The sequence below is a fragment of the Nitrosomonas sp. genome (assembly GCF_021731985.1).
Lineage (GTDB): Bacteria > Pseudomonadota > Gammaproteobacteria > Burkholderiales > Nitrosomonadaceae > Nitrosomonas.
The window spans coordinates 1-26052 of record NZ_JAKFWH010000029.1 but is presented as its reverse complement, the minus strand read 5'-3'; the positions used below and the strand labels follow the sequence as shown (position 1 = coordinate 26052).

Sequence of the window (26052 nt, the reverse complement as noted above, 5' to 3'; positions counted from 1 at the left end):
TCAAACGATAACCATATTTTTGGATCGTACGTTGGAATTGAAGTGGCAGAACTGTGAGAAAAACTTCGCTACTTGCATCTGATAGCATCCAGAATGTCAGATTTGTAAATAATAATCCGGCGCATTAGGTTAAAATTTCACATATTAACTTCCGCCTCGCATCATGTTATGCCACATCACAAAATTAAAGCCGTTCGCATTGAAGAAACTCAGCAACAGACTGACCTTTCACCTGCACAGAAAAAATTCAATGGATTGATTCAGAAAATTGATACCCAGAAGAAACTATTGGCCACATGGCAGGAAGTGATTCCTCAATACCAACAGGAAATTGCCGGAAAACTGAACCCGTTACGCGATGCATTCCGCGATCATCAAGCAGATATGGTGGTGATGTTGGATGCTTTGTATACAACCCAAAAGCTCGCCCACAACCAGCGAGATAAAATTGCACACCTGATTACCAGCATATGCGAGGAGCTGATCGGTCAACACGGACGCGAGGATTTAAAGCCGCTTTATGATTGTTACAGCGAGCAGGATTACGATGCCGCAGTTCAAGAAGCCGATGAAATGGCCAGTGAATATTTTAAATCTATGTTCGAACAGGAATTCGGTGTTGAACTGGACGATGATGAATTTGACTGTTCCGATCCTGAAGAAATGGCGGCGCGCTTGGCTGAGAAAATGCAGGAGCGGCATAAACAGGCCCAAGAATCCCGTTCCAAGCGGAAAAAATCCGCCAAACAATTGGAGAAGGAAGCACGTGAGCAAGAAGAGGAGGCCAACGTCAGCAAATCGATCCAAGCAGTTTACCGACAACTGGTAGCAGTGCTGCATCCGGACCGAGAGCTGGATCCAGCGGAGCGCGAACGTAAAACCGAATTAATGCAGAAAGTGACGGTTGCCTATGGAAAAAGAGATTTGCTGCAACTGCTGGAATTACAACTGAGTGTCGAGCAAATTGATCAAAGCAAAATCAACAATATTGCCGACGATCGCTTAAAGCATTACAACAAAATCTTGCAGAACCAACTGGAAGAACTACAGCAAGAAGTGGCGCATATGGAATTGGACATCAGGCGAATGACTGGGCTTGCACCGTATGCGCACTTGTCGCCGAAGCGGGTGTTTGCTCTGTTGAATGAAAACATGCGCACGTTACGGAATCAGATCAATCGCATTCAACATGATTTGATGCTATTCAATGATGTAAAACAGTTCAAATCATGGCTCAAAGGCTACCGAATTCCCACATCTGGGTTTGATCCGTTTTTCTAACGATACACTGTGCTGTGCTCGATTCAATCTTTACTTGTTGCAGTAACATTCAAATTAAAAGCGTGACCAATGTAATTATATCTTCATATTACTATGTAAAAATTCACTTTCTCAGTATCTCAAGCTTCAATCTTAAAAGCTTATTGCCGCAATAATTTTGTACATTCTTTTTCGAATTCTCCAAATTTTATTTTCGGTGGCTAGAAGCATTGTTTAAATTTACAGATAACGCTATCCTGATAAGCGATATTAATTTTTTGTCAACATAAGGCCATAATGACACAAGACGAACAAAAACGCGCTGCTGCAGCAGCTGCAATCCAGCATATTCCGGTTGGTTGTATTGTTGGAGTGGGTACAGGTTCTACCGCTAATTACTTTATCGATGAACTGTCTAAAATAAAAAATAAAATTGAAGGTGCTGTCGCCAGTTCGGATGCGACTGCTCAGCGCCTGAAGAGTTACGGTATCGAAGTGCTTGATCTTAATAATGTCATTGATTTGCCCGTTTATGTGGACGGTGCGGATGAGATTACCGAACATTTGCACATGATCAAAGGTGGTGGCGGCGCTTTAACGCGGGAAAAAATTGTGGCTGCTGTCGCGCGAAAATTTATTTGCATTACAGATCAAAGCAAACTGGTGAGTGTCCTTGGCAACTTTCCATTACCCGTTGAGGTCATACCCATGGCGCGCAGCTATGTCGCACGTGAAATTGTGCACCTGGGAGGACAGCCAGCTTTACGCCAGGGATTCGTCACTGATAATGGCAATGTGATTCTTGATGTACATAACTTGCAAATTATGAATCCGGTTGAACTGGAAGCGACACTGAATCAGATTACAGGTGTTGTAACAAATGGTCTTTTTGCCCGGCGCTCGGCAGATACCTTATTACTGGGAACAGATAATGGGGTACGGACAATTACTATCTGATTTATAATGTTAATCTTTAGTAGCTAAAAACTTGGTGCATCACATAATTCCATACCAACAAAAGGCAACCATGGTAACCAAAGAACATATTTCCAAGCAGTTTGATGCTGATCTTGAAGAAGTACGCACTCGCGTTTTGCAAATGGGTGGTTTTGTTGAAGAACAAATCGAATATGCTATTGAGGCATTGACGAGCGGCAATGAAGAATTGATTGATCAGGTCATTGCGCGTGACCATCGCGTTAACTCCATGGAAGTATCAATTGATGAGATCTGCAATCAAATTATTGCACGTCGGCAGCCGACTGCAGGCGACTTACGCATGATCATGATGGTTATCAAAACCATTACCGATTTGGAACGTATTGGCGACGAAGCAGCGAAAATTGCACGGATGGCGAAGTTGATCTATTCAACAGACCGTATGCACATACCGCGCTTTGTTGAAATCAAGCATGTTGCCAGTATCGCTATGGACATGCTGCATAAGGCGCTAGATTCCTTTGCCCGGTTAGATTTGAATGCAGCCGCGCAAATTGTACGACAGGACGAATTTGTAGACGAAGAATTTCGTTCCATCTTGCGACAATTGATTACGTTCATGATGGAAGATCCAAGAAAAATCTCCACTTGTCTGGAGATAGTATTTATCGCCAAAGCAATCGAGCGTATTGGCGATCATGCAAAAAACATGTCCGAGTACGTTGTTTACATGGTGAAGGGTAAAGATGTGCGCCATGTGACGGCCGATCAGATTGAACAGGAAATTCGAGAGTAAATAAACTATTTTCTTATCTGTTTATTTACGTATTCACTATCGATTCCAGCACGTTGCAACAGTATCTCCCGCACCCTGTACTCCGGCATTTGTCAGCGTAAGCGCGCCACAAGTATCACCGGCCATTGTACCGACTGGAGTTGCCCGGAGTGTAAAAGTTGCATTTCCTACAGCGAGAAAATCAATATTGTACTGAGCAGTTCCTGTTCTTGGTGATTGTAAAATAGGCAATACAACGGCTGCATCATCACCCGTATTGGCGATCCCATCCGCTCCTACAGTCGCATCATATTGGTTGTTTTCCGTATAGAATCGTTCTAGAAATTGCGCATTCTCATAAAGTATTGACTTAGCGACAGCGCGGTTGGAATCTCTCACGTAATTTTGGTAAGAAGGAACAGCGATTGATGCGAGAATACCAACAATTGCAACTGCAATTAATAACTCAATAAGTGTAAAACCGTTTAATCTCATAATATTTTCTCCAGAGTTCATACAACCTTAATCTGATATAACCCTAATTTCTTGACCCGTTTTATTTACGAAATACGATCGTTCCAATTACTCGTTATGCGCGATCGATGTTACTTCCGAAAAAATTCTACTGCACCAGCTCATGCCAAGTAATCCGCCCGCGAAGCCCGGCAAGCCCTTTTGTTGTTGTTGTTTGAATTAGTGTCCCATCTGGTCCAGAAGATATGAGAACATCATCCGCGCTCCCTCTAATTCTTGTCACGCCGCCAGGAGAAAAACTAATTTCTATGCCTGCCGACAAACCGTCATCATAACCAATTGCTCTGTTTCTATTAATATCAAATGCAGGAAAAGGAAGCATACTGCCTGTTAAGAAATCAATGGTATTCACCAAACCTCTCCCACCAAAATCACACGGCGACGCGGATGGTACGATCGTGGTAAATGTAAATAGGCCATCTTCCAGACTCGGCGCGCCGGATATGCGTTCGCCACTGATCGGCAAATTCAAATACCAGCCTTTTATTGTGGCAGAATAAGTCACCGCGTTTTGTGTCCCTGTTCGGATTGTGGCATCCGTGAATACCTGCTGTACCAGGTTGCCGGCTGTTACAGTAGCCGTGGTTGCGTTGTCCCATACGGCGTAAATAGTTTGTGCCGCAGTATTAGTAGTGTCGCCTGTCTCAAGATATTTACCCGTACCAAATAAGACCAGTTGTCCCCCTTTCGGATGAAGACTGACTGCGGGTGGAGCAATAATGGGCTTAGTGATACCCGAGATAAATAATGGTAAACCGCTTATTGCCACATTCCAGCTCGAAGGCGTCGTAGTGCTCACATCAAATTTCCATAAATTACCCTTGATGTCACCCGCATAAATGACATCGACTTTACCATTTCCATTAGAATCAAATGGCATCGGTGTAGAAAGACCATTACCAGGACCGGCATTGGCAACGAGCTTGATGTAGTCTGTGCCAAGTGTCCAACTACCATCTTCCCCCCCTGTTATAAAAACTATATAAAGTACTGCTTTACCGTTATCACTGTTATAACCGTTGCCGACAATAACTGCCCATTGCCCATTCTCCATTTTCACGATTTGTTTGGCTTGGCCGTTATATGGATCTACTACCGGCTGGTTGTAGCTATAACCCATATCCACATCATCGGCATCAGAGAATTCCCACAGAACCAGGCTTGCTGCATTCGCAGCGGAAAAGATGGGCGCTGACTGGGATGTATCCGCCGGATTGGTCACATCAAGCGCATAGAAGCCTTTGCCACCACCATTTAGACTGCCAATCAGCACGCTTCTCCAGCTTGATGTAGAGCTGTTATACGTATCAGCCACCATGGGAGAACCATCGACAAAATAGCGATGGTTGGCGTTGTAATCCTTATCAGACAATCGACTTAAATTCGCAAATACCGCACTGGGAATATAAGTAATTAATTCCTTCCCGGCATCTGCAGCCACACAACCCGAGGTTACCCCGGGAATGCAAGCATTAAAGCCATGCAGCGTACCGTCATTAGAGCCTACATATACCATTGGCAGCCGATTCTTATAGGCGGCGCTGAACGCTGCGTAGCCTGCATGATCTACATTGGAGTATCCTGCGCTGGGTTTACCCACATAGAAAGGGTTTGAATTAATAATATCGCCGAGCTTACTCGTGGCACGGCTACGGAATTTATTAACTGTCGTAGCGCTTGCGCAGCTAAATGTCCCGCTTAAACCTTCATTGGTACTGCTACCACGCAAAAAAGCGACTCTTTCCGGTCCGCAGTTATCAGCAGTTGCGGCTGCATTTTTATTAAGCAGCGTTTTCTGGGCATCTGTTAAGTTAGCATATTCGAATGCAACACCATCTGTGCTGCCTTTTGTAATCACAACCCGCGATGTTGAGTTGACAGTAGCAGGGGCCAGTGAAACTGAACCGGCTTCCCATTCTGGGATTCCCCTATTCCCGGCTGCATCAATAGGAATCGATAATAATTGACCACTCCAATCACCACTATTAAATTTCGCCTGGTAAATACGTCCATTGGTCCTGAGTGTACTGGAATTGCTAGCCACTGCGGAAGCTGAGCCTGTCCGCGCGATGATCTGTGACAATGTATTCGATAAAGCATTTGCAAACATGGCCGGATCAGCGGCACTAAAAAAAGCGCCGCGACCATTCACGGCAGCATGCCAGAGATCGTCTATCTTTGCCGCATCGCTTGCAGTTGGATCAGGCCATGACTCCGATCCCGATGGCAATGTAGTGCGTGATCCAGTGACCCCTAAACCCACTGTAAAAGTAACCATATGTTGCCAGAAAGCAGGATCTGAAGGGTTAGCTGGTACTTTGTTGAGTAAATCTGTTCGCAAATCATTTTTCCAATATTGCATTGCCGCATCCGCTAATGTATCACTATAAGCATCCGAATAAGGAAGAGCCGGAGTATAGGTATAAGATGCTGGTGTTGCCGGTGAAGAATGATTCGTGATACTAGAACCAGACGAATTATCAGAATTATCCAAACCCGATACAGATCCTTCAGTCCAATAGCCATCCGTCATCAGAATATTATAATTTTGACGGCATGCGTGTTGCGTGCCTCCGGTTGAACCTGGTGTCTCACCCCAAGGACCTTTATCGTCAGTTCTCTTGAAGTATTCCCCTACACTGATCATCGCTTCTCGCAGCGGTGTTCCTGATGCTGGAATATCATGGTCATAAAGGTTGGTAAAAAAATTCGCTCTGTCTGTACCTGTAAATTGCCTTACACCAGTTTTTACTACGGTTGTCGTTACGCCATCCAAAGTTGTAGAGCCTTTATTGATGGCTGCAAAACCTACACGCATGGTATTTCCTTGGGTGGCAAATGCTCTGCCAACACCTGCGCGAGCTAACAATACGCGAGAACGATAATAGGTATACCAATTTGCAAAGTTCTGAATCTCTTCACTATAAGTGCAGGTAGTCACGGCAGCACAATCTAAACGATTGGCTCCACCCACATATGTCGATATTGAAGATTTGATTTCAACCTTTGTATAACTGGTAGCATCATTGATACTGCCACTGTTATATTTGAAATACACTGCGGGATAGAAAGTTCTTGACTCGTCGAAAGACCGGGTTCCGTCACTTTGCAACCAACCCGCCGTTTGTGTATTGTCAACCGTTAGATCGCGGCAACCTGCCGCAGTATTGTATGGATTGTGATAAGCACAAGTAGGACTGGCATTACTCATCAGCGATCCGTCAGAATTACTCCAGGGCTGGTATTTAACAGTAGGATCGTAATAAATTTTGTTGACATAGCTGGAGCGCAACGACGCTGTATATCTGTTAGTAGAATCAAAACCGACGGCATAGTTGTTGTAATCAGCTGCGCCATAAACACCTGATGCGCGAGGAAACGTGTAGCGTACGCTTTGAAGAATCAAATTCTCCGGCATGATCTCGAAGTGCATTGATCCCGAATCATCCAGGGTAAACATCACATTGGGTGATATATTCCCCCCCAAGAAAAGCGGGCCATTTGATAATGGGGACAATGCGAATACCTGACTTGTCCAGAAAATCTGTAAAGAAAAAGACCAGGCCAATAGTATGGAGCGTATTAGATTCTCTTGCATGATTTCAACATCCTTTCTGATTATTCAATAACCTACACATTACGGCCTGAATATTTCCTGTAACTGAACCACTGTTCCTTGTCTGAAGCCCTGCGCACGTACAGTAATGCGGTAGTAATAGCGCTCACCGCTACCCGGTGGTGTTTTCTTAATCCCCTCAATGATGTAAGTCGGCGCAAGCAAACCTGCGGGCAATGCTGGCGCCGTATAGGTCACACCGTTCACTCGAAAAACTGTACCCGTTACATAGCTAATAGGACAATCCGGCGCACAGTAGGTCACCCAAGCCGGACTGGGTGCTACAGCCCCTGCACCGTAGTAACACAATCCTGCTGTACAAGTAGTGTCAAAGTCGACTACCCCATCAATCGGACTTGGCGTGTTGGTTGTCGGATCGTTATCACGGATATGCTGCTCTGCATAACGTAGCGCCATTTCTGCTGCTTGAAGCGCGAGATTACGATCACGTAAATTACCTGACATGCGCTCTTCCATACTCGCCGTTTTCATCGCCGTAACACCGAACATAGTTAATACAACGAGAAAAATCAATCCCGTAACAAAAGTCGCACCGCGTTGTTTTTGTGGCAAATTAAATCTGATGATCATGGCGAGATATTGACTCGATTACGTAAATTGAATATGGCGGAAAAAGCACGCCTTAATCGCCGGTCAGTTGGAACAGCAACTGCAGCACCATTACAATTCAAATAACTTCCAGCAGAAACAATATTGGTCTTCTCAGAGCGAACCAGTACACAAACACGAGCGGTAACAACTTGATCCCAATTGGCTGGCAATGGAACATATTGGTTCGCTGATTGATCTCCATTTGTATCAATCCCATAAAGAATCTGGAGATCTTCTATATTTTCGACCAACTCTATGCCTGAAGGCGGAGCGCCCGGCGCAACCGGCGCGACAGCAATAGTGCCATCACACTGTAAGCGTGCATTCACTGCATCGATATTAAAGTGGTTCTGAATGATAGTGCCTGTTGCAGTCACTGGATTGCCTTCACAATCCCTATCATCAATTGCACCGTCATATTGTATGGTGAGTGTATCCGCCACCCCTATGGCACCTGCTGTCCCATTAATCGCTGTGCCATCAAACTCAACCTTAAAACCCGTGAACGGAAAATCCACATGCCCCGCTTGTTTGATACTGCGCCCTAGTATCTCGAGTGCAAAACGGCCGCTTTCTTGAATGCGCGCGTTGTCTTCTTGCACGCGGAAAGCTTGACGGCTGCTCACAAAGGTTGTTCCAATAACCAATAGCAATATCAGGCTTATTGTCAAAGCGATCATTAACTCAATCAAAGTGAAACCTTGTTGTGTCTTGGGTAAAAAATTATTTCTCATGTGCATATTTGATTAAATATGATGTGATATAGATGCCAGCTTCAAGGCGAAAACCGCGTCAAGAAGCATCGCGTACCGGCTGGTGTACCTACTGGGCATCTTGGATCGAATGCGTCCCCCATTTCTTTCTCAGTCCACATGACCGTGATTAAAAAACCGATCGCCAAATTACCAGCTACTGTCCCAAGCCCCCCAGGTAACAATCTAGAATTAGCAGTGTTCCACTGCGCATGATCATAAACAGCCATCTGAGCAGCATCACATGCTGCGGCAACACAATCACTGCTGACGGGAATACTCGTTGCGAGTGCGTCATACGATCCGCTACGCACACCAGTTAGATTCGCGCGCATCCGATCTGCAATATCCTGCGTTTGTTGCGTCGCAACTGAGCGATAATGTGACGTGGTATTGCTTTTCATACCTGTGGTCACCATGCTCGCCATTCCCAGCAATCCGAAAGAAAGTATCAGCACAGTAATGAGAACCTCCAACATACTGAAACCGCACTGCTTTCTTAGTCCAATTGAATGAAGATTGGAATTCATTAACATGCACCCGTTCCTACTTCAGTACGTAACCGGCCTTGATTGTTAAGAACAAGAGCTCGTGAAGCGCTCGCACCACGACTGTCACACAAAGAGAACGTAGCGAAGAAACCAAGTGAAAAACCACTTGCTGCGAAAGTTACTCTTGTGCGAACACCATTGGATGTCAATGTATTGCCGCCTGACAATGCCGAACCGACATGAATAATCTCTTCACCCGCATCCACCGCACCATCGCCATCCGTATCTGCAAAAACTATCCAGCCATTGGACCAGACAGTTCCACCAGCACAACTCGTACCATTCGTACTGGGACAAATTGTCGCAAAACCACTTCTCTTGATAGCCTCATTTTTCGCAAGTGTCATTGCCGATGAAAAGCCATTTACCTGCGTTATCAACAAACTATCCTGCACGAATACCCGGTAATTGGGTACGGCCATTGTTAACAGAATACTCGCCACACTTAACGTAACTAATAACTCTATTAATGTAAAACCCATGTGGATGGTTCGACTAATCACTTTTTCCTTTCAACTCCAAATAGAATTACTAGAAGTTACGGTCAAAATTTAGGTTTACTTAAGTGTTTTGGGGATTCTTAAAATCTAAGTGCAATATTCCATGCTAAATGACTCTCCAAAAATGATCGCTCCAGAATTGGCTGGAAAAATGCCGTTTAGAGAGAATCATTGCACTAGGTTACAATCCACGTTAATTAATTATTTATTGTCATAACAGCAGGCACAACCCATCATGAAACAAGATGTAATCGTCATTGGTGCAGGAATCATAGGGCTTGCAACGGCGGAACGCCTGTTATTACAAGGTGCGAAAGTTACGATACTCGAGCGCAACAAAGCTGGGCAAGAATCATCCTGGGCAGGCGGTGGTATTTTATCGCCGCTTTGTCCATGGGATTATTCCGATGATGTCACACGCCTTACTAGCTATAGCGTCAAACAATTTCCAGCGTGGATTTCAGCGTTACACAAAGCATCTGGAATTGATCCGGAATATGAAATATCCGGCATGCTGATATTGCCATCCTACGATGTAGAGACCGCACAAAAGTGGTGCTCAAAAAGAGAAATTAAAATAGAGGAACGGGAAATACTGGGCACCCCAGCCATTGGAAATAACATTGAAATTCATACCTGCAAAACATTTGATCGCGCCTTATTCTTGCCTGATATTGCACAAGTACGCAATCCAAGATTGCTACGCGCATTACTTAACCGAGTTGCGCAATTAGGTGGGAAAATCATAGAAGGCTGTGCAGTGAATGGCCTGGAAACTGCGCATCAGCAAATACAATCCGTTACTTCATCTTGTGGAAAGTTTATTGCAGATTACACTATCGTTAGCGCTGGCGCTTGGAGCAAGGAAATATTGGGAAAACACGCTCTCAAACTGGATATTAAACCGATAAGAGGACAAATGCTGTTATTTAAGTTTGATACACCGCCTATACACACCATTCTTGTACAAAATGATTTATATATCATCCCTCGCCGGGATGGCCATTTACTCATTGGCAGCACACTCGAAGACGTGGGTTTTGATAAACAAACGACAGCATCAGCACATGACAATCTGTTAATACGTGCGCAGGCTATTCTGCCAGCACTTCACAAAATGCCCATAAAGCAACACTGGGCAGGCCTGCGTCCGGCATCACCGGACAACATACCCACTATTGCTCGACACCCGATAATCAGAAATTTATTTATCAACAGCGGTCACTTTCGCTATGGCGTCACTATGGCACCAGCTAGTGCTGAAATTCTGGTTAACGAGATAACGAGAACCCCGCAACCATTTGATACCACTCCCTATCAAATGGGATGGAATATAGATTAGTTATCAGGCCTTCGGTAATGGAAACACAACCGATTCAACAACACCACTTAACTCTTCTATCATCACATCTTCACCGATTTGTTCGGCTCCGATTTGCTTGAGCCGGGATATCACTTGCTGCACCAGTATTTCCGGGGCCGAAGCTCCTGCCGTAATACCGATGATTTTCTTTCCAAGAAACCAATCTTCTTGCAATTGTTCGGCGCGATCTACCATATAGGCTTCCACATTGGCATTTCTCGCCACTTCACATAACCGGTTAGAATTTGAACTATTGGGGGAACCTACTACAATGACCAAATCGCATTGATCCACCATTTTTTTAACGGCATCCTGACGATTCTGCGTGGCGTAGCAAATATCGTCTTTCTTAGGGCCGGTGATCATAGGAAATCGTCTTTTCAAGGCATCGACAATGCGTGCGGCATCATCAACTGACAAAGTTGTTTGTGTCACATAAGCCAAGTTGGCCTCGTCTTTAACTTTCAGAACGTCAACATCCATCTCGGTTTCTACCAGATACATCCCTTTGTTTTCACCGTCAATTTGCCCCATCGTACCTTCAACTTCCGGATGGCCTTGATGGCCGATCATAATGATTTCCTTTCCATCCTTGCGCATCTTGGCCACCTCTACATGAACCTTGGTAACCAGCGGACAGGTCGCATCAAATACCTTCAATTTACGATCTGCAGCTTCTCGCCGGACAGCATGCGATACGCCATGCGCACTAAAAATTAGAATACTATCCTGTGGTACTTCATCCAGATTCTCTACAAAAACAGCACCTTTTTTCTCCAGATTCTCAACCACAAAACGGTTATGCACAACTTCATGGCGCACATAAATCGGCGCGCCATGCATTGTGAGCGCACGTTCAACAATTTCTATCGCACGATCCACACCGGCACAAAAACCTCTGGGATTCGAAAGTAGTACTTTGATCATTTATTTATCCTCCAACAATGGATATTTTGCCTAGACTGAATTCAGTGATAAGCACATTCCGCATTCAATATCACAAATCTCAGGCATTGAAATTTAACAGCGTTTATATCTCTCGATAGCGTTTTGTCAATGCGACACGTTTTTCATAAGCTTCCCGTGCAATCTGAATATCTTCCAGAAATTGCGGCAGCTCTTTCATTAGCAGTGCTTGTGGTCCATCGACCAATGCTTTACCGGGTGCCGGATGAAAGTCGACCAATACCATATTAGCACCAGCTATGACGCCCTGAGCTGTTACATTCATTACGTCCAGAATACCATCCGGCGAGCTTGCACGAGTACCCACTGAGTGCGAAGGATCAATACAAACCGGCATACGAGTTAACCGTTTGACAACAGGTACATGCGAAAAATCAACAAAATTACGATGCGGATCACCCATATTTGTTTTCATACCGCGCAACCCGAAAACCACTTTGCGATTTCCTTCCGAAGCCAAATACTCTGCAGCATTCAATGATTCGTCCAGAGTAATACCAAAACCACGTTTTATCAGTACTGGAAAATTCTGCTGACGGCCAACAATTTTCAGTAACTCAAAATTCTGTGTATTCCTTGTTCCAATCTGCAGCATAACACCCGTTGCATTACCCGTCTGATACAGCGCATTACGTATTTCTTCCAAGTGGGATTCATGCGTAATCTCCATCGCGATAACTTTTATGCCGTACTTTCCTGCCACATCAAAAACATAAGGAAGGCAGGTTTTACCATGCCCCTGAAATGAATAAGGACTAGTACGAGGCTTATAAGCACCCATCCGCGTACAAACCTGACCATGATCACGCAATGCCTTCATCATCATTTCAACGTGTTCAATGGTATCAACCGCACATAATCCCGCGAACACATTCAGGGTATCCTGCCCAAAACGAACGCCGTTATAATCAAAATGTGTCGGACGATCATCATCCTTGTGTCGTCCTAAAACGCGATATTCCTCAGAAACCCGAACTACCCGGTCGACACAAGGAAGCGAGCTAACATCTTCAGTAGATAATACTTTAGTGTTACCTATTAAATATATCTCTGTCAGCGCTTGTTCAGTACCCACCTCAGTATGAACACGCGTCGATATCCCTGAAAAATTGGCAAGATGCGCCAACAACTGTTTATATTCAGGACTATCAAGCCGGGTATTTGGGACAAGAATAAGAATCATAAAATAATTTCAAAAAGATAATACTAATTCATTAGCATAAGATAAAATGGCACACGATTCTAACCGAAAAAACCATTGGTTACCATGATTCTGATAACCGCTCACGCTGACTAAATTTCTCCAGAACCAGCGATCCTTCAGCAAAGCCACATAATCAGACAATCTTTAGCACGATAAAAAATAGCACTATGTCGTTGTATGTCATCAATTTTCTTCTAAATCCGCATTACGAATCAAATTTCTGACATAGCTATTCAACTCCCCCTGAGACAATTTGCCACATGGCATTTCAAGAGAAATTAAGTTAATGTTCAACGTTAGCTCGCAATTAAAAAAAGATTATTTACGATATCCTCCAATAATGTTTAGTGACCTCAGTCAATCACCTCTCAGCAAAAATTTACAACGTTTATTTTGGCTCCGGAATATTGCCATCGTTGCTCAGTGCCTGACATTTGCTATTGTGTACTGGACCATCGATATTGTAATTCCATGGGTACAAATGATCTCTGTCGTCGCAATACTCTCTCTGTTAAATCTATTGACATGGGTACGGTTACACCGCAAATGGCCGGTATCCCATACGGAGTTCTTTTTGCAATTACTGATTGATGTTCTGGCATTGAGCACATTATTGTATTTCAGTGGCGGCTCAACCAATCCATTTATCTCACTCTATCTATTGCCTTTGACGATCGCTGCTGCCACACTGCCTTGGCGTTACACATGGGTCATGGCTATCATCACAATTGCTTGTTATACGCTGCTATTATTCAATTATGTACCATTACCGCACGAACACAGCAATCATCTCATTGAATTTGCGTTACATGTATCAGGAATGTGGTTAGCATTTGTATTAAGTACTGTCATCATTGCATGGTTCGTCGTTAAAATGAGCTCTTCGATTCGAGATCGGGATCGGGATCTTGCTAAAGCGCGAGAACAGGCATTACGCAATGAACAAATTATCGCTCTGGGAACACTGGCAGCCGGCGCAGCACACGAACTTGGAACACCGCTCTCAACAATGGCTGTTGTGACCGGAGAATTACAGCAAGAATATAAAAATGATATTGAATTTCAGAACAATATTCATATCTTGCGTGATCAGATTGTCCACTGCAAGCAAACTTTGACCCAATTACTGGCCAAAGCAGGTCAAGACAGAACTGAGCACGGCAGCGAACTTCCTGTTGGCGAATTTCTTGATCAGGTTCTTGACAAATGGAAGTTGATACGTCCTTCTGTTAAATTTACTTACCAATGTACCGGCACGCAGCCTGCACCCAGAATTATGGACAATCAACTATTGAGCCAATCCATACTCAATCTACTTAATAACGCTGCAGATGCCTCTTCAAAATGCATAGAGATCAAGAGCCATTGGGAAAATTTGATGTTACATCTTGAAATTATTGATGATGGCGAAGGATTATCGGCAGAAGCCATACAGCGCGCTGGCGAAGCTTTCTTTTCCAGTAAGATGCCTGGCCAAGGCTTTGGAATCGGTTTATTTCTGGCGAATGCAAATATTGAACGATTTGGCGGCAGTGTTCGTTTGTTTAATCTTGAGAGTGGCGGCGCCTGCACACAGGTCGTTTTGCCGCTAATAGAACCAATATAATGATCGAGCCTTTATTAACCGACAACAACGAGTGTCCCAGTTTATTCATTGTCGACGACGATAAAGTTTTTTGTGATGTACTGGCAAAAGCGATGACAAAGCGTGGCTTCAGCGTAACGTGCGCATCTTCTATTGAAGATGCATTAAAGCTGGCCGAAGCTTCAACACCTGAATATGCAATTGTTGATCTGAAATTATCCAGTGAATCCGGATTGGTGCTGGTTGAGAAACTGAAAACCTTGGATCCCGGTACCCGCATTGTCATGTTGACGGGCTATGCCAGTATCGCTACGGCGGTTGAGGCCATCAAACTCGGCGCCACCCATTATCTTGCAAAACCAGTCGATGCCGATGACATTATGGCTGCTTTTGAACGCACAGCTGGCGAATCAACTACAGCTATCAGTGCACATCCATTATCGGTAGGACGGTTCGAATGGGAATATATTCAGCGCGTCCTCACCGAGAATGATAACAATGTGTCAGTTACTGCCAGAATATTAAATATGCATCGCCGCACATTACAGCGCAAGCTAGCCAAAAAACCGCTACGTGAATAAAGCAGGCAATCTATTTTATAGAAACCTTGCAATTATCCGGATATCTTGCCCAATCATGCGTAAGTCATTTATTTTCAAAGCCTTCTTTTGTCCAAGATTCATTAATTCGGGTAACTGAACCATTCCCTGCGCATCGTCACCAAGCAAATGCGGCGCAAGAAAAATAATCATCTCATTAACTAATCCAGCCTCAACTAAAGCGCCATTCAAGCCACACCCAGCTTCCACCAATACCTCATTCATTCCAAAATCAGCCAGCACCGTCATCATTTTCTCCAGATCAACTCGGCCTTTGGCATTGGGCAAAACAATGACCCGAACACCTCTCTTACTCAGTGTGGCATTTTTTTCTGGATTACCCTCATTAGCGGTGAAGATAAATACTTCTTCTCCACCTTGCAGTAATTTAGCATCCAATGGAATTGTAAAATGACTGTCTACGACAATTTTTTTGGGTTGACGGCGTGTCTCGATGTGACGTACTGTTAATTGAGGATTATCGGATTTTACTGTACCGATACCTGTCATGATGGCACATGAACGCGCGCGCCACCGATGCCCATCCTGTCGTGCAGAATCACCGGTAATCCATTGACTAACACCATTATTCAGCGCAGTCTTCCCATCCAGGCTTGCGGCAGTTTTTAACCTGACCCATGGTTTCTTATGAATCATACGCGTAACAAAACCCACATTCAGCGCACCCGCCTCTGCTTCTAATAAGCCGACCTGTACGTCAATACCGGCCTGTTCCAATAAGGCCTTACCACGACCTGATACTAGCGGATTAGGATCTTCCATGGCTATGATGACCCTGGCAATACCTGCAGCAATCAAAGCATTAACACACGGCGGCGTGCGTCCATGATGGGCACAAGGTTCCAATGTAACATAAGCTGTTGCGCCACGCGTTGCCTCTCCAGCATTATTCAATGCATTGATTTCAGCATGTGGTTGCCCAGCCTTCTCATGCCAACCGCTCCCGACTATCTGCTCATTATGGGTGATCACACAACCAACACGCGGATTGGGTGTAGTGCCGTAAAGCCCTTTCTCAGCTAACCGTAGGGCGTACGACATGAAAGCATAATCGGCGGGAGAGAACATCTAAGGAATTGTGATATATGACTGCAATTAATCCGGTCTACTGTATCGCCAATGGATGATCAGTCAATCATCAAGCTGATTTAGGTTGCTTTCTTTGATTGCAACTACTGATTCGGCTTCTGCACTTCCTTGATCGCATCACGAAAATCATCCACATCCTGAAAGCTTTTATAAACGGATGCGAATCGGATATAGGCTACTTCATCGAGCTTATAAAGTTCTTGCATCACACTCTCACCAATACTACGTGATGAAACTTCGCGCTCTCCCATACTTAAAAATTTTTGTACAATACGGTCGATCGCCGCATCCACATAACTTGTGGGAACAGGGCGTTTATGGAGTGCACGTTTAAATCCCGTCAACAGTTTGTTTCGATCAAACTCAGCTCGACTACCATCATGTTTTACAACCTGGGGTAAACGTAATTCAACTGTTTCGTATGTCGTAAAACGCTTATCACAAGACTGACACCGTCGCCGTCGCCGTATTTTTTGACCATCCTCACTCACGCGAGAGTCAATCACACTGGTGTCATCTGCACAGCAAAAAGGACATTTCATACTACAACTTAGCCAGCAGTAATCAAGCTGAATAGATCATTTTTCAATATCTGTTCAACTTGACAAAGCTATCCATAAACTGGAAATTTTGCACACAACCGTTTTGCTTCAGTGGCCACTCGTGACAAAACCGCCGAATCCTCAGGTGCAGCAAGCACATCCGCTATCAAGTTGGCTAATTGTTCCGCTTCCAGTTCTTTGAAACCTCGCGTGGTCATTGCTGGTGAGCCGACACGAATACCACTGGTAACAAATGGTTTCTGAGGATCATTAGGTATGGCGTTCTTGTTAACCGTAATGTGTGCCAGTTCAAGCGATTCTTCTGCCTTCTTACCAGTCAGTTCCATCGCACGCAAATCAACCAGAAACATATGACAATCTGTCTGGCCCGACACGATTCGCAAGCCGCGATTGATCAGCACTTTTGCCATTACACGAGCGTTCTCAATGACCTGCTCTTGATAATCCTTAAACTCTTTACTGGCAGCTTCCTTAAATGCAACTGCTTTGGCTGCAATCACATGCATTAAAGGACCGCCTTGCGTTTGTGGAAAAATGGCAGAGTTTAGCGCCTTCTCGTGTTCAGGTTTGGCCATAATAATACCGCCACGCGGACCGCGCAGTGTTTTATGCGTAGTGCTTGTAACAAAATCCGCAATGCCAACCGGATTAGGATAAAAACCAGCAGCCACCAATCCGGCATAATGAGCCATATCGACAAACAGGTAGGCTCCTACAGCATCAGCAATTTTGCGGAAACGTTTCCAGTCAATGACTCTCGCATAAGAGGAAGCGCCTGCAACTATCATTTTTGGCTTATGTTCATGAGCTAATTGCTCAACTTGATCATAATCAAGCAACTCAGTTTCCGGATGCAAGCCGTAAGAAATCGAATTAAAAATCTTTCCGCTCATACTAACGCTAGAACCATGCGTTAAGTGACCTCCGTGTGCTAACGACATACCCAGCAGGGTATCACCAGGCTTTAGCACTGAAAGATAGACCGCTGCATTGGCTTGCGAACCTGAATGCGGTTGCACATTGACATACTCAGCACCAAAGAGCGCTTTTAGTCGATCAATAGCCAGTTGTTCAACTTGGTCAGCATACATACAACCGCCATAATAGCGTTTTGTCGGATAACCTTCGGCATATTTATTCGTTAGAACAGAACCCTGAGCTTGCATAACTGCGGGACTTGCATAATTTTCCGATGCGATTAATTCAATATATTCTTCCTGGCGCTGTATCTCGCCTTTAATCGCTTGCCACACTTCTGGGTCGACATTTTCTATAGTTTGTTTCTGCGAAAACATGGTGATACCAATCCTTTGAAATATTTTTAAACCGAGAAAATACGTATATTACCATTACCTGTCGAAACGCAGATAGCTGATCACAAGCAGTAGAATAAAAAAGAGAAGAATTTATCTTAATTGCAAGTAATCTTCATCAGTGATTCTAGACCGGTCTTTGCACTTACTGAAAAATTCTAGCAAATCTGCGGAAAGATAGGAATTTTAACGTCACTTTTTTCTTTATCAATACCAATATTTATTGCCGTCTGATTCATCCCAAACGGGGTAGTTGTAAAAAAGTGAGGAGGCTACCCCTTAATAGTAAAGGTTGCATGGAAAATTCCAAGTAGCGCTTCTTGCCTACCGAGCGCATCTACACTGATGCGCATGCGACCGGCTGATATTTTTCCACATTACCAACAAAGCGCTCTGCGACAGTATGTAGCATTGGCATGCCTTTGGGTCAAGACACCGCCAATCGCCACTGGCAAGTTTGAACGGAAGCAGTCCGTGCTAAGGATAAAAAAACAGTGCAGCAAAATTCATACCTCATAGCATATAGCCCGCTTCTCCAGCACAATGAAACAATAGAACAGTTTTTCTGTATGCGTCTCAACTATCGATCAAATAATTGCGGCTTCTTCTTCAAAGAGAAGTTTTACTTTCTCATTACCATCAATATCAACAGTTACTTTACCGCCATTGACTAGGCGTCCGAACAATAATTCATCAGCCAATGCACTACGAATCGTATCTTGGATAAGCCGCTCCATAGGCCGGGCACCCATGAGTGGATCAAAACCATGTTTTGCAAGATACTTACGCAATTGTTCCGTAAACGTTGCCTCCACTTTCTTTTCGTGAAGTTGTGTTTCAAGTTGAATCAGGAATTTATCGGTTACTCGCAAAATAATTTCCTGATCTAAAGAAGCAAATGAAATGATCGCATCTAGCCGATTACGAAACTCAGGAGTAAATAGTTTTTTGATATCAACTAATTCATCCCCTGCAAATTTTGATTTTGTAAATCCCATCGAAGATCTAGTAAGGGATTCAGCACCTGCATTGGTAGTCATAATAATGATAACATTGCGAAAATCTGCTTTACGTCCATTATTGTCTGTCAGCGTTCCATAATCCATGACCTGCAACAGGATATTGAAAATATCTGTATGCGCTTTCTCGATTTCATCCAATAATAAAACCGAATAGGGATGCTTAATCACTGTTTCTGTCAACAATCCACCCTGATCATAGCCCACATATCCAGGTGGTGCACCAATCAGACGGGATACTGCGTGACGTTCCATGTATTCAGACATATCGAATCGATGCAAGTGAATGCCGAGAGCATAGGCTAATTGCCTTGCCACTTCGGTTTTTCCGACACCTGTTGGCCCTGAAAAAAGAAAAGAACCCACGGGTTTCCGCGGATTACCCAATCCACTTCTTGCCATTTTGATGGCCGCAGTCAGTGCATTTATAGCATTGTCCTGCCCAAAAACAACGGCCTTCATATCACGGCCCAATGTTTTCAATTTATTGCGATCGTCTGTAGAAATATTTTGTGGGGGAATTCGCGCAATCTTGGCTACCACATTCTCAATCTCACTTTTACCGATCACTTTCCGTTTCTTCGATTTTGGCAATATGCGTTGCGCAGCGCCAGCTTCATCAAGCACATCAATTGCTTTATCGGGTAAATGCCTATCATTAATATACCGCTCCGATAATTCTGCTGCAGAAACTAATGCACTGACAGTATATTTAACCTTATGGTGCTGCTCATAACGAGATTTCAAACCACGTAAAATAGCTACTGTTTCATCTACACTAGGTTCGTTAACTTCTATCTGTTGGAAACGCCTTGATAGTGCATGATCTTTTTCAAAGATCCCGCGGTACTCTCTAAAAGTTGTAGCACCGATACATCGTAGCTGCCCAGTACTTAGAGCCGGTTTCAACAGATTGGATGCATCCAGAACGCCACCTGAAGCAGCACCAGCACCAATGAGTGTATGGATCTCATCTATAAACAAGATAGCCGTTGGATTATCAGTTAACTGTTTTAGCAATGTTTTTAAGCGTTGTTCAAAATCTCCGCGATATTTGGTACCCGCCAATAAAGCGCCCATATCAAGCGAATAAATTTGATGCTTCAAAAGTAAATCAGGTACATCTTCTTCAACAATGCGTTTTGCCAAGCCTTCTGCAATTGCAGTTTTTCCCACACCGGCTTCACCAACCAATAAAGGATTATTTTTACGGCGTCGGCACAACGTTTGTATAACGCGCTCAATCTCCTTCTCACGCCCCACCAAGGGATCTATTTTATTAATTAACGCCAGGTGATTGAGATTTACCGTATAACTCTCGAGCACGCCTCCGCTCGAATTGGATTCGTGCTCACTGTCCCCTTCATTTCCAGTTTTAGCGTCATCCTCATGCGGCACTTTCCGGATATTATGTGAGATGTAATTCACTACATCCAAACGTGTCACACCTCTCTGATGTAAGAAATAGACGGCATGCGAATCTTTTTCACCAAAAATCGATACCAAAACATTGGCGCCGGTAACTTCTTTCTTTCCGGATGACTGTACGTGCAATATCGCTCGTTGAATAACGCGCTGAAAACCTAATGTAGGTTGCGTATCAACTTCTTCTTTACCATTAATCACTGGTGTATGGCGTGTAATATGGTCTGCTAATACTGATCGCAAACCTTCAATATCTACCAAGCAAGCATTTAATACTTCAGCGGCACTTGCATTATCCAGCATTGCCAGCAGCAAGTGCTCTACTGTAATGAATTCATAACGTTTTTGTCTGGACTCTACAAACGCCATATGTAAACTGACTTCTAAATCTGGCGCAATCATTTCAGTTTTCCTCCATTATACACCTAAGTGGGTGCTGATTTTTTCTCGCAAACTCAACCACCTGCTTGACCTTCGTACTTGCAATATCACTTGGGTATATACCACACACACCGACCCCCTGCATATGCACCTCTAACATTATTCGTGTTGCCTGTTCTTGATTCATGGAAAAAAATATTTTCAACACCTCAATCACGAACTCCATAGGTGTAAAATCATCATTCAATAATAAAATTTTGTACATGGAAGGAGGTTTTCGTTCAATTTTCTCCCGTACAAGCATAACGGCTTCTGAGTTACTCTCCGTCATAACTGTTTTCCCTACTCATTCTTCTATAAAAATATATTGTACTAAATACTTCATTATCGACATCTTTGACGATTACGACAAAATTTTCAAGTATCTTGAGACAATTACCCAGTTCTTGCACACAAATATGTTGTAACGGCTTGACTTTAACCCTGGATTTGCGTAAAACTGCAAATGGCGTTTGGCTTCAAGTTCTCTGCGGTACCGGTTTTATCCGTCAATGGTCTTGAAATTCAAATAGTGTTAGGGTTTCCGGCCCAGTTTTTATATAGGAAGTAGAAATGGCAACAGGTACAGTAAAATGGTTCAACGATTCCAAAGGTTTTGGTTTTATCACTCCTGACGATGGCAGCGAAGATTTGTTTGCACACTTCTCAGCAATCAATATGTCTGGATTTAAAACTCTTAAAGAAGGCCAAAAAGTGAGTTTTGATGTCACTCAAGGACCGAAGGGAAAACAAGCCTCTAATATCCAATCCGCTTAACTTTCGTAAAATACTGGCTTTAGACCGCTTTATTGGCAATAACAATACAATAGCAAATAAAGTAAGAAGGATATAACCTTATATTACCCCTTTGTTAGTATGGCAAGGGGTTTTTTCTTTGTTGTTTCTGTTTTGACTCTACTCTGTTAGGAGCAAACGGTGCTTTTACTTCCCACAGCTTTGTTTATCAACACAGACTACATACGCTCGATCATTGCACTACCAAAATCCGAAGAAGAAACCTGTTTAGCATCAGTCATCTGTCGCGCAAAGTCATAGGTAACTATCTTGTTTTGAATAGTTGTTTCCATCGATTTGATAATCAAATCGGCTGCCTCTACCCAACCTAAATGCCGCAACATCATTTCCGCTGATAATATGATTGAACCAGGATTTACTTGATCTTTCCCTGCATATTTAGGTGCTGTGCCGTGTGTTGCTTCAAAGATAGCGATAGAATCACTGAGGTTTGCTCCTGGCGCAATCCCAATTCCACCTACCTGCGCAGCCAATGCATCAGAAATATAATCACCATTTAAGTTCAAAGTGGCCACTACGTCATATTCTTCCGGACGTAACAAGATTTGTTGCAAAAAAGCATCCGCAATCACATCTTTAATAATAACCCCGCATTTTTCTAACGGCAATTTCATCCACGGCCCTCCATCCAGCAATTCTGCTCCAAATTCTTTAGCAGCCAAAGCATAGCCCCATTTCTTGAATGCACCTTCAGTAAACTTCATAATATTGCCTTTATGCACCAAAGTAACCGACCGGCACTTATTATCGATAGCATACTGAATTGCCTTCCGAACAAGACGCTCAGTCCCATCTTTCGAAACTGGTTTGATTCCAATACCAGAAGTCTGAGGAAAACGTATACTGGTCACCCCCATATCCTTAATCAGGAAATCAATTACCTTCTTGGCGGACTCTGATTCTGCTTCCCATTCTATACCCGCATAGATATCTTCCGAATTTTCTCTGAAAATAACCATGTCTGTCTTTTCCGGATTCTTCACTGGGCTAGGTACACCACTAAAATAACGTACTGGCCGTAAGCAAATGTATAAATCCAGCAATTGACGAAGCGCAACATTAATCGAGCGTATACCCCCACCAACCGGTGTTGTCAGCGGACCTTTAATGGAAACCACAAACTCCTTAGCGGCTTGCAAAGTCTCTTCCGGCAACCACACATCAGGTCCATAAATTCGTGTTGATTTCTCACCCGCATAGATCTCCATCCACGAAATTTTGCGTTGCCCGCCATACGCTTTCTTAACCGCTGAATCGACGACTCTCTGCATGACCGGAGTAATATCAACACCAATACCATCGCCTTCAATAAAAGGAATTATTGGATTATCAGGCACATTTAACGAATTATCATCATTAACCTGAATCCTTTCTCCATCACTAGGTATTCTTATATGCTGATACATGACATCTCCAAGTGTTCGAATACAAATGCAATTAATAAATATATCTTGGTCAGCTAAACATCATTGGATGAGAATGTTGTGATTTTCCTTCTTCATTGCAAGATAAATCTTCTCAAACTAAAATAAAATTCTGTGTTTCGACTATTATACGTGTAAACACGACGCCTTTCCACGCGACTGGCAAACCCGTTGCTGCTTAATATAAATCGCTACTTCGGATAAATGGCATTTCACTCAATTTCCAGAATCACTCAACAGCAACTCGACCCTCATTATGAACCTAAACCTTCTCCTTCCCAATCTATTCTGGCCTGATAGCTCACAAACAGAAATTTATCATGAGCTATCAGCGCCTTCTTTAGAAGTACTGTTATCAAAAAGTACCGCTACAACGACTGCTCCACAGGAAATAGAAGCATGGCTATGTAAGGAGTTTAATGTAGCAAAGCAGAAAAATGACTGGCCTATTGCACCGCTCATGCTATTCGCTGACGCCCCTGATTTGGCAAAAACAAGTAAAGATTTTTGGATGCGTGCCGATCCTGTTCACCTACGTATCGAACAAAACCATATCATGTTAGCTGATAGCCAAGCTTTCCAAATTCCTAAAGAAGAAGCCAAGCAAATTGTGCAGGATCTTAATCTCAGTCTGGGAAATCATGATTTCTCTTTCTTGCCATTATACCCTGACCGTTGGTATATCCGAACATCGAAAGCACCAGAGATTTTAACGCACACACTTAGCCATGTCACATGCAAGAACATTAATAGTTTTTTGCCGTCAGGCGCTGAAAGTATCGCATGGAATCGAATTTTTAATGAGATTCAGATGCTGCTTTATGAACACCCAGTTAATCAAGCTCGTGAATCCCGTGGAGAATTGACTATTAATAGTGTTTGGTTTTGGGGAGGAGGAAATATACCGCAATCAACACAATCTCCCTATACGCATGTATGGAGTAATGATGACCTACCGCGCGCATTGGCATTAGCCAGTAACACAAATCATTCAAAGTTAACTGCTAATACGCAAGAATGGCTCCAATCGCAAATTTCAGGGAATCATCTTGTGATATTGGATGCATTGGACGGAAAAGCCAAATATAGAAATGCTTATGGTTGGCGTGAAACGCTCGGAGACATGGAACAAAATTGGTTCTTACCTTTATATACAGCACTTAAGAACGGAAAAATCAACCAATTGACCATCACAGCGCTCAACGAAACTTCATCTCAGCGTTTTGAGATAACACGTGCTGATTTATGGAAACTCTGGCGTATAACTAAACCACTTGCCGCTCATACAGAAACACACTAGCAAGAATAAGGAATCATCGTGCAAAAAATCTCTCTACTTAGTAGCGTTAAGCCTTATCTCGCAATTTGCATTGCGTTAATACTTGCAATCGTTCTGATAGCTGACACCTATTTTATCAATGAAATCCCATCACACTTGCAAGCAGCATTATGGTTTTCCTTGGTCTTTGCAATACTAATAGCAATGATCCAAGTAGCGGGTGCGGAGAAAAATATCAAAAACTTTTCCGATCAACTCCAAGTTAGCAAGGAAAGACTCGGGAATGAGATTAAACACCGGTTATGGGCTGAGAAAACAGCTTCTGAAAGCAAAATAAAATCACAGTTTGTTGATGAAAACATGCCTGTCATGCTGGCTTATTTTAACGGAGATCTTCGTTGCCGTTACCATAATAGAATATTTCGCCGATGGTTTGGATTAAAGCCAGATCAAATAGATGGCCGACTTTTAAAAGAATTCTCAAATGAAGAGTTTTTCTCTGATATTCAAAATAGCGTCGAAGAAATACTAGCCGGAAAAACCATACATAACGAACGTGTACTTAAATCGACCAAGGGCTTCCCTTATATTTTCACGGAGCAATATCTCCCGCATCTTGATAGCAAGGGAAAGGCTATCGGTTTCTACACGCTACACACTCCCCGGGCGCAAGAAAAAAACCGTGATTTTTCAAAAAAGAAACTAGAGAGCCCAACTAAACCAGAGCCAGAAAAAACCAACAAAATATTGACTAAAGACAATACAAACCTGCCACAGAGTACTCAAACATCCAAATCAGGGATTACCGCTGCACGTATTACGCAGGCCATTGAGGGGGGGGAATTTAATCTTTATTGCCAGGAAATTACCCCTATCAAATCATCTATCACGTCAGTTTCACATTATGAAATCCTCATTCGTATGCATGAGGAAGAAAATAACTTGATGCCGCCGGGCTCATTTCTACCCCTTGTCGATCAATTTAAAATGATGCCCAAACTGGATCGGTGGATAATCAATCACATCGCCCAGTGGTTAGCAGTTCACCCAAAATCCAACTCGGTTTTTTATGTGAATGTCGCTAAAGATACGTTAAGTGACCGGGCCTTTCCTGACTTCATTCAAGATCAATTACAAAAAATAAAAGCCCCGGCTACCAATCTTTGCTTTGAGGTTGAAGTATCAGACGCAGAAACCAATACAGCCGATACACTTATTTTTACGCAGAAAATTCGAGAACTGGGCTGCTTGGTTTCGCTATGCAGCTTTAGCGGCAACCCAGAATCGTTAAATCTTCTCGACAAAATGAAAGTCGATTTCCTGAAAATTGATGGCAGTTTAGTATGCAATATCCTTCGTGATGAGGAAGATCTCGATAAAGTAAAAACCATCAATCAACTCGCGCACAAAGCGGAAATTAAAACAAT

At 43.4% G+C, this 26052-nt stretch carries 23 protein-coding genes; 9 read left to right on the top strand and 14 right to left on the bottom strand.

What is annotated here, in order from left to right; genetic code table 11:
* Positions 1–168: 168 nt before the first annotated feature.
* The 3 genes from QZ942_RS03555 (at position 169) to phoU (ending at position 2995) form a co-directional block, all read left to right on the top strand.
* The gene (locus QZ942_RS03555) at positions 169–1281 is read left to right on the top strand and encodes a molecular chaperone DnaJ (RefSeq protein WP_292993308.1); all 1113 of its coding nucleotides are present in this window, start codon (positions 169–171) and stop codon (positions 1279–1281) included.
* A gap of 276 nt (positions 1282–1557) precedes the next feature.
* Positions 1558–2217, top strand: a complete 660-nt coding sequence (rpiA, locus tag QZ942_RS03550) for a ribose-5-phosphate isomerase RpiA (RefSeq protein ID WP_292993307.1) — start codon at positions 1558–1560, stop codon at positions 2215–2217.
* Between the two features lie 70 nt (positions 2218–2287).
* Positions 2288–2995 (top strand): phosphate signaling complex protein PhoU, encoded by a 708-nt coding sequence (gene phoU / locus QZ942_RS03545; protein ID WP_292993305.1) that lies wholly within the window; start codon positions 2288–2290, stop codon positions 2993–2995.
* 36 nt (positions 2996–3031) lie between these two features.
* On the opposite strand, the gene QZ942_RS03540 is transcribed toward phoU, so the two are convergent.
* The 6 genes from QZ942_RS03540 to QZ942_RS03515 form a co-directional block, all read right to left on the bottom strand.
* Positions 3032–3469 (bottom strand): type IV pilin protein, encoded by a 438-nt coding sequence (locus tag QZ942_RS03540; RefSeq protein ID WP_292993303.1) that lies wholly within the window; start codon positions 3467–3469, stop codon positions 3032–3034.
* Positions 3470–3596: 127 nt separating this feature from the next.
* The gene (locus QZ942_RS03535) at positions 3597–7106 is read right to left on the bottom strand and encodes a PilC/PilY family type IV pilus protein (RefSeq protein ID WP_292993302.1); all 3510 of its coding nucleotides are present in this window, start codon (positions 7104–7106) and stop codon (positions 3597–3599) included.
* Between the two features lie 39 nt (positions 7107–7145).
* Positions 7146–7715 (bottom strand): PilX N-terminal domain-containing pilus assembly protein, encoded by a 570-nt coding sequence (locus tag QZ942_RS03530; protein ID WP_292993301.1) that lies wholly within the window; start codon positions 7713–7715, stop codon positions 7146–7148.
* A complete protein-coding gene (locus QZ942_RS03525; RefSeq protein WP_292993299.1) occupies positions 7712–8470 on the bottom strand; it encodes a PilW family protein in 759 nt (252 codons plus the stop codon). The genes QZ942_RS03530 and QZ942_RS03525 overlap by 4 nt, the downstream gene beginning before the upstream one ends.
* A gap of 41 nt (positions 8471–8511) precedes the next feature.
* Entirely contained in the window at positions 8512–9018 is a 507-nt protein-coding gene (pilV, locus tag QZ942_RS03520) for a type IV pilus modification protein PilV (RefSeq protein WP_292993297.1), read from the bottom strand.
* Positions 9018–9542, bottom strand: a complete 525-nt coding sequence (locus QZ942_RS03515) for a GspH/FimT family pseudopilin (RefSeq protein WP_292993296.1) — start codon at positions 9540–9542, stop codon at positions 9018–9020. The genes pilV and QZ942_RS03515 overlap by 1 nt, the downstream gene beginning before the upstream one ends.
* A gap of 232 nt (positions 9543–9774) precedes the next feature.
* On the opposite strand from QZ942_RS03515, the gene thiO reads away from it, so the two are divergent.
* Positions 9775–10881, top strand: coding sequence for a glycine oxidase ThiO (gene thiO / locus QZ942_RS03510; protein WP_292993294.1), 1107 nt, complete (start codon positions 9775–9777; stop codon positions 10879–10881).
* Between the two features lie 3 nt (positions 10882–10884).
* Here the strand turns inward: thiO and ispH are convergent, their stop codons facing one another.
* Both ispH and QZ942_RS03500 read right to left on the bottom strand, forming a co-directional pair.
* On the bottom strand, positions 10885–11829 hold the full coding sequence (gene ispH, locus QZ942_RS03505) for a 4-hydroxy-3-methylbut-2-enyl diphosphate reductase (protein ID WP_292993292.1): 945 nt from the start codon (positions 11827–11829) through the stop codon (positions 10885–10887).
* A gap of 103 nt (positions 11830–11932) precedes the next feature.
* The gene (locus QZ942_RS03500) at positions 11933–13051 is read right to left on the bottom strand and encodes a 3-deoxy-7-phosphoheptulonate synthase (RefSeq protein WP_292993290.1); all 1119 of its coding nucleotides are present in this window, start codon (positions 13049–13051) and stop codon (positions 11933–11935) included.
* A 361-nt stretch (positions 13052–13412) separates the two neighbouring features.
* Between QZ942_RS03500 and QZ942_RS03495 the strand changes: the two genes are divergently transcribed.
* A complete protein-coding gene (locus QZ942_RS03495; protein WP_292993288.1) occupies positions 13413–14678 on the top strand; it encodes an ATP-binding protein in 1266 nt (421 codons plus the stop codon).
* The gene (locus tag QZ942_RS03490) at positions 14678–15238 is read left to right on the top strand and encodes a response regulator transcription factor (RefSeq protein ID WP_292993286.1); all 561 of its coding nucleotides are present in this window, start codon (positions 14678–14680) and stop codon (positions 15236–15238) included. Before QZ942_RS03495 ends, QZ942_RS03490 begins: the two co-directional genes overlap by 1 nt.
* Positions 15239–15253: 15 nt before the next feature.
* On the opposite strand, the gene ribD is transcribed toward QZ942_RS03490, so the two are convergent.
* From ribD to clpS, 5 genes are all read right to left on the bottom strand, one after another.
* Positions 15254–16345, bottom strand: a complete 1092-nt coding sequence (ribD, locus tag QZ942_RS03485; RefSeq protein WP_292993285.1) for a bifunctional diaminohydroxyphosphoribosylaminopyrimidine deaminase/5-amino-6-(5-phosphoribosylamino)uracil reductase RibD — start codon at positions 16343–16345, stop codon at positions 15254–15256.
* Positions 16346–16449: 104 nt separating this feature from the next.
* Positions 16450–16908, bottom strand: a complete 459-nt coding sequence (gene nrdR / locus QZ942_RS03480) for a transcriptional regulator NrdR (RefSeq protein ID WP_292993283.1) — start codon at positions 16906–16908, stop codon at positions 16450–16452.
* A gap of 68 nt (positions 16909–16976) precedes the next feature.
* Positions 16977–18224, bottom strand: coding sequence for a serine hydroxymethyltransferase (gene glyA, locus QZ942_RS03475; protein ID WP_292993281.1), 1248 nt, complete (start codon positions 18222–18224; stop codon positions 16977–16979).
* Between the two features lie 605 nt (positions 18225–18829).
* Entirely contained in the window at positions 18830–21088 is a 2259-nt protein-coding gene (clpA, locus tag QZ942_RS03470; protein WP_292993280.1) for an ATP-dependent Clp protease ATP-binding subunit ClpA, read from the bottom strand.
* A 1-nt stretch (position 21089) separates the two neighbouring features.
* The gene (gene clpS / locus QZ942_RS03465; protein WP_292993279.1) at positions 21090–21398 is read right to left on the bottom strand and encodes an ATP-dependent Clp protease adapter ClpS; all 309 of its coding nucleotides are present in this window, start codon (positions 21396–21398) and stop codon (positions 21090–21092) included.
* A gap of 281 nt (positions 21399–21679) precedes the next feature.
* On the opposite strand from clpS, the gene QZ942_RS03460 reads away from it, so the two are divergent.
* The gene (locus QZ942_RS03460; RefSeq protein ID WP_013964362.1) at positions 21680–21883 is read left to right on the top strand and encodes a cold-shock protein; all 204 of its coding nucleotides are present in this window, start codon (positions 21680–21682) and stop codon (positions 21881–21883) included.
* 197 nt (positions 21884–22080) lie between these two features.
* On the opposite strand, the gene icd is transcribed toward QZ942_RS03460, so the two are convergent.
* A complete protein-coding gene (gene icd / locus QZ942_RS03455; protein ID WP_292993278.1) occupies positions 22081–23328 on the bottom strand; it encodes an NADP-dependent isocitrate dehydrogenase in 1248 nt (415 codons plus the stop codon).
* A 274-nt stretch (positions 23329–23602) separates the two neighbouring features.
* Here icd and QZ942_RS03450 point away from each other — a divergent pair, with 274 nt between their 5' ends.
* Positions 23603–24646: a phosphoglycerate mutase gene (locus QZ942_RS03450; RefSeq protein WP_292993277.1), complete on the top strand. Its 1044-nt coding sequence runs from the start codon at positions 23603–23605 to the stop codon at positions 24644–24646.
* A gap of 18 nt (positions 24647–24664) precedes the next feature.
* A partial coding sequence (locus tag QZ942_RS03445) for an EAL domain-containing protein (RefSeq protein WP_292993276.1) occupies positions 24665–26052 on the top strand: 1388 nt, incomplete at its 3' end.

Bases quoted from the DNA above. Each gene is read 5' to 3' on its own strand.
- QZ942_RS03555 (WP_292993308.1), top strand. From the start codon at position 169: ATGCCACATCACAAAATTAAAGCCGTTCGCATTGAAGAAACTCAGCAA.
- rpiA (WP_292993307.1), top strand. From the start codon at position 1,558: ATGACACAAGACGAACAAAAACGCGCTGCTGCAGCAGCTGCAATCCAG.
- phoU (WP_292993305.1), top strand. From the start codon at position 2,288: ATGGTAACCAAAGAACATATTTCCAAGCAGTTTGATGCTGATCTTGAA.
- QZ942_RS03540 (WP_292993303.1), bottom strand. From the start codon at position 3,469: ATGAGATTAAACGGTTTTACACTTATTGAGTTATTAATTGCAGTTGCA.
- QZ942_RS03535 (WP_292993302.1), bottom strand. From the start codon at position 7,106: ATGCAAGAGAATCTAATACGCTCCATACTATTGGCCTGGTCTTTTTCT.
- QZ942_RS03530 (WP_292993301.1), bottom strand. From the start codon at position 7,715: ATGATCATCAGATTTAATTTGCCACAAAAACAACGCGGTGCGACTTTT.
- QZ942_RS03525 (WP_292993299.1), bottom strand. From the start codon at position 8,470: ATGAGAAATAATTTTTTACCCAAGACACAACAAGGTTTCACTTTGATT.
- pilV (WP_292993297.1), bottom strand. From the start codon at position 9,018: ATGAATTCCAATCTTCATTCAATTGGACTAAGAAAGCAGTGCGGTTTC.
- thiO (WP_292993294.1), top strand. From the start codon at position 9,775: ATGAAACAAGATGTAATCGTCATTGGTGCAGGAATCATAGGGCTTGCA.
- ispH (WP_292993292.1), bottom strand. From the start codon at position 11,829: ATGATCAAAGTACTACTTTCGAATCCCAGAGGTTTTTGTGCCGGTGTG.
- QZ942_RS03500 (WP_292993290.1), bottom strand. From the start codon at position 13,051: ATGATTCTTATTCTTGTCCCAAATACCCGGCTTGATAGTCCTGAATAT.
- QZ942_RS03495 (WP_292993288.1), top strand. From the start codon at position 13,413: ATGTTTAGTGACCTCAGTCAATCACCTCTCAGCAAAAATTTACAACGT.
- QZ942_RS03490 (WP_292993286.1), top strand. From the start codon at position 14,678: ATGATCGAGCCTTTATTAACCGACAACAACGAGTGTCCCAGTTTATTC.
- ribD (WP_292993285.1), bottom strand. From the start codon at position 16,345: ATGTTCTCTCCCGCCGATTATGCTTTCATGTCGTACGCCCTACGGTTA.
- nrdR (WP_292993283.1), bottom strand. From the start codon at position 16,908: ATGAAATGTCCTTTTTGCTGTGCAGATGACACCAGTGTGATTGACTCT.
- glyA (WP_292993281.1), bottom strand. From the start codon at position 18,224: ATGTTTTCGCAGAAACAAACTATAGAAAATGTCGACCCAGAAGTGTGG.
- clpA (WP_292993280.1), bottom strand. From the start codon at position 21,088: ATGATTGCGCCAGATTTAGAAGTCAGTTTACATATGGCGTTTGTAGAG.
- clpS (WP_292993279.1), bottom strand. From the start codon at position 21,398: ATGACGGAGAGTAACTCAGAAGCCGTTATGCTTGTACGGGAGAAAATT.
- QZ942_RS03460 (WP_013964362.1), top strand. From the start codon at position 21,680: ATGGCAACAGGTACAGTAAAATGGTTCAACGATTCCAAAGGTTTTGGT.
- icd (WP_292993278.1), bottom strand. From the start codon at position 23,328: ATGTATCAGCATATAAGAATACCTAGTGATGGAGAAAGGATTCAGGTT.
- QZ942_RS03450 (WP_292993277.1), top strand. From the start codon at position 23,603: ATGAACCTAAACCTTCTCCTTCCCAATCTATTCTGGCCTGATAGCTCA.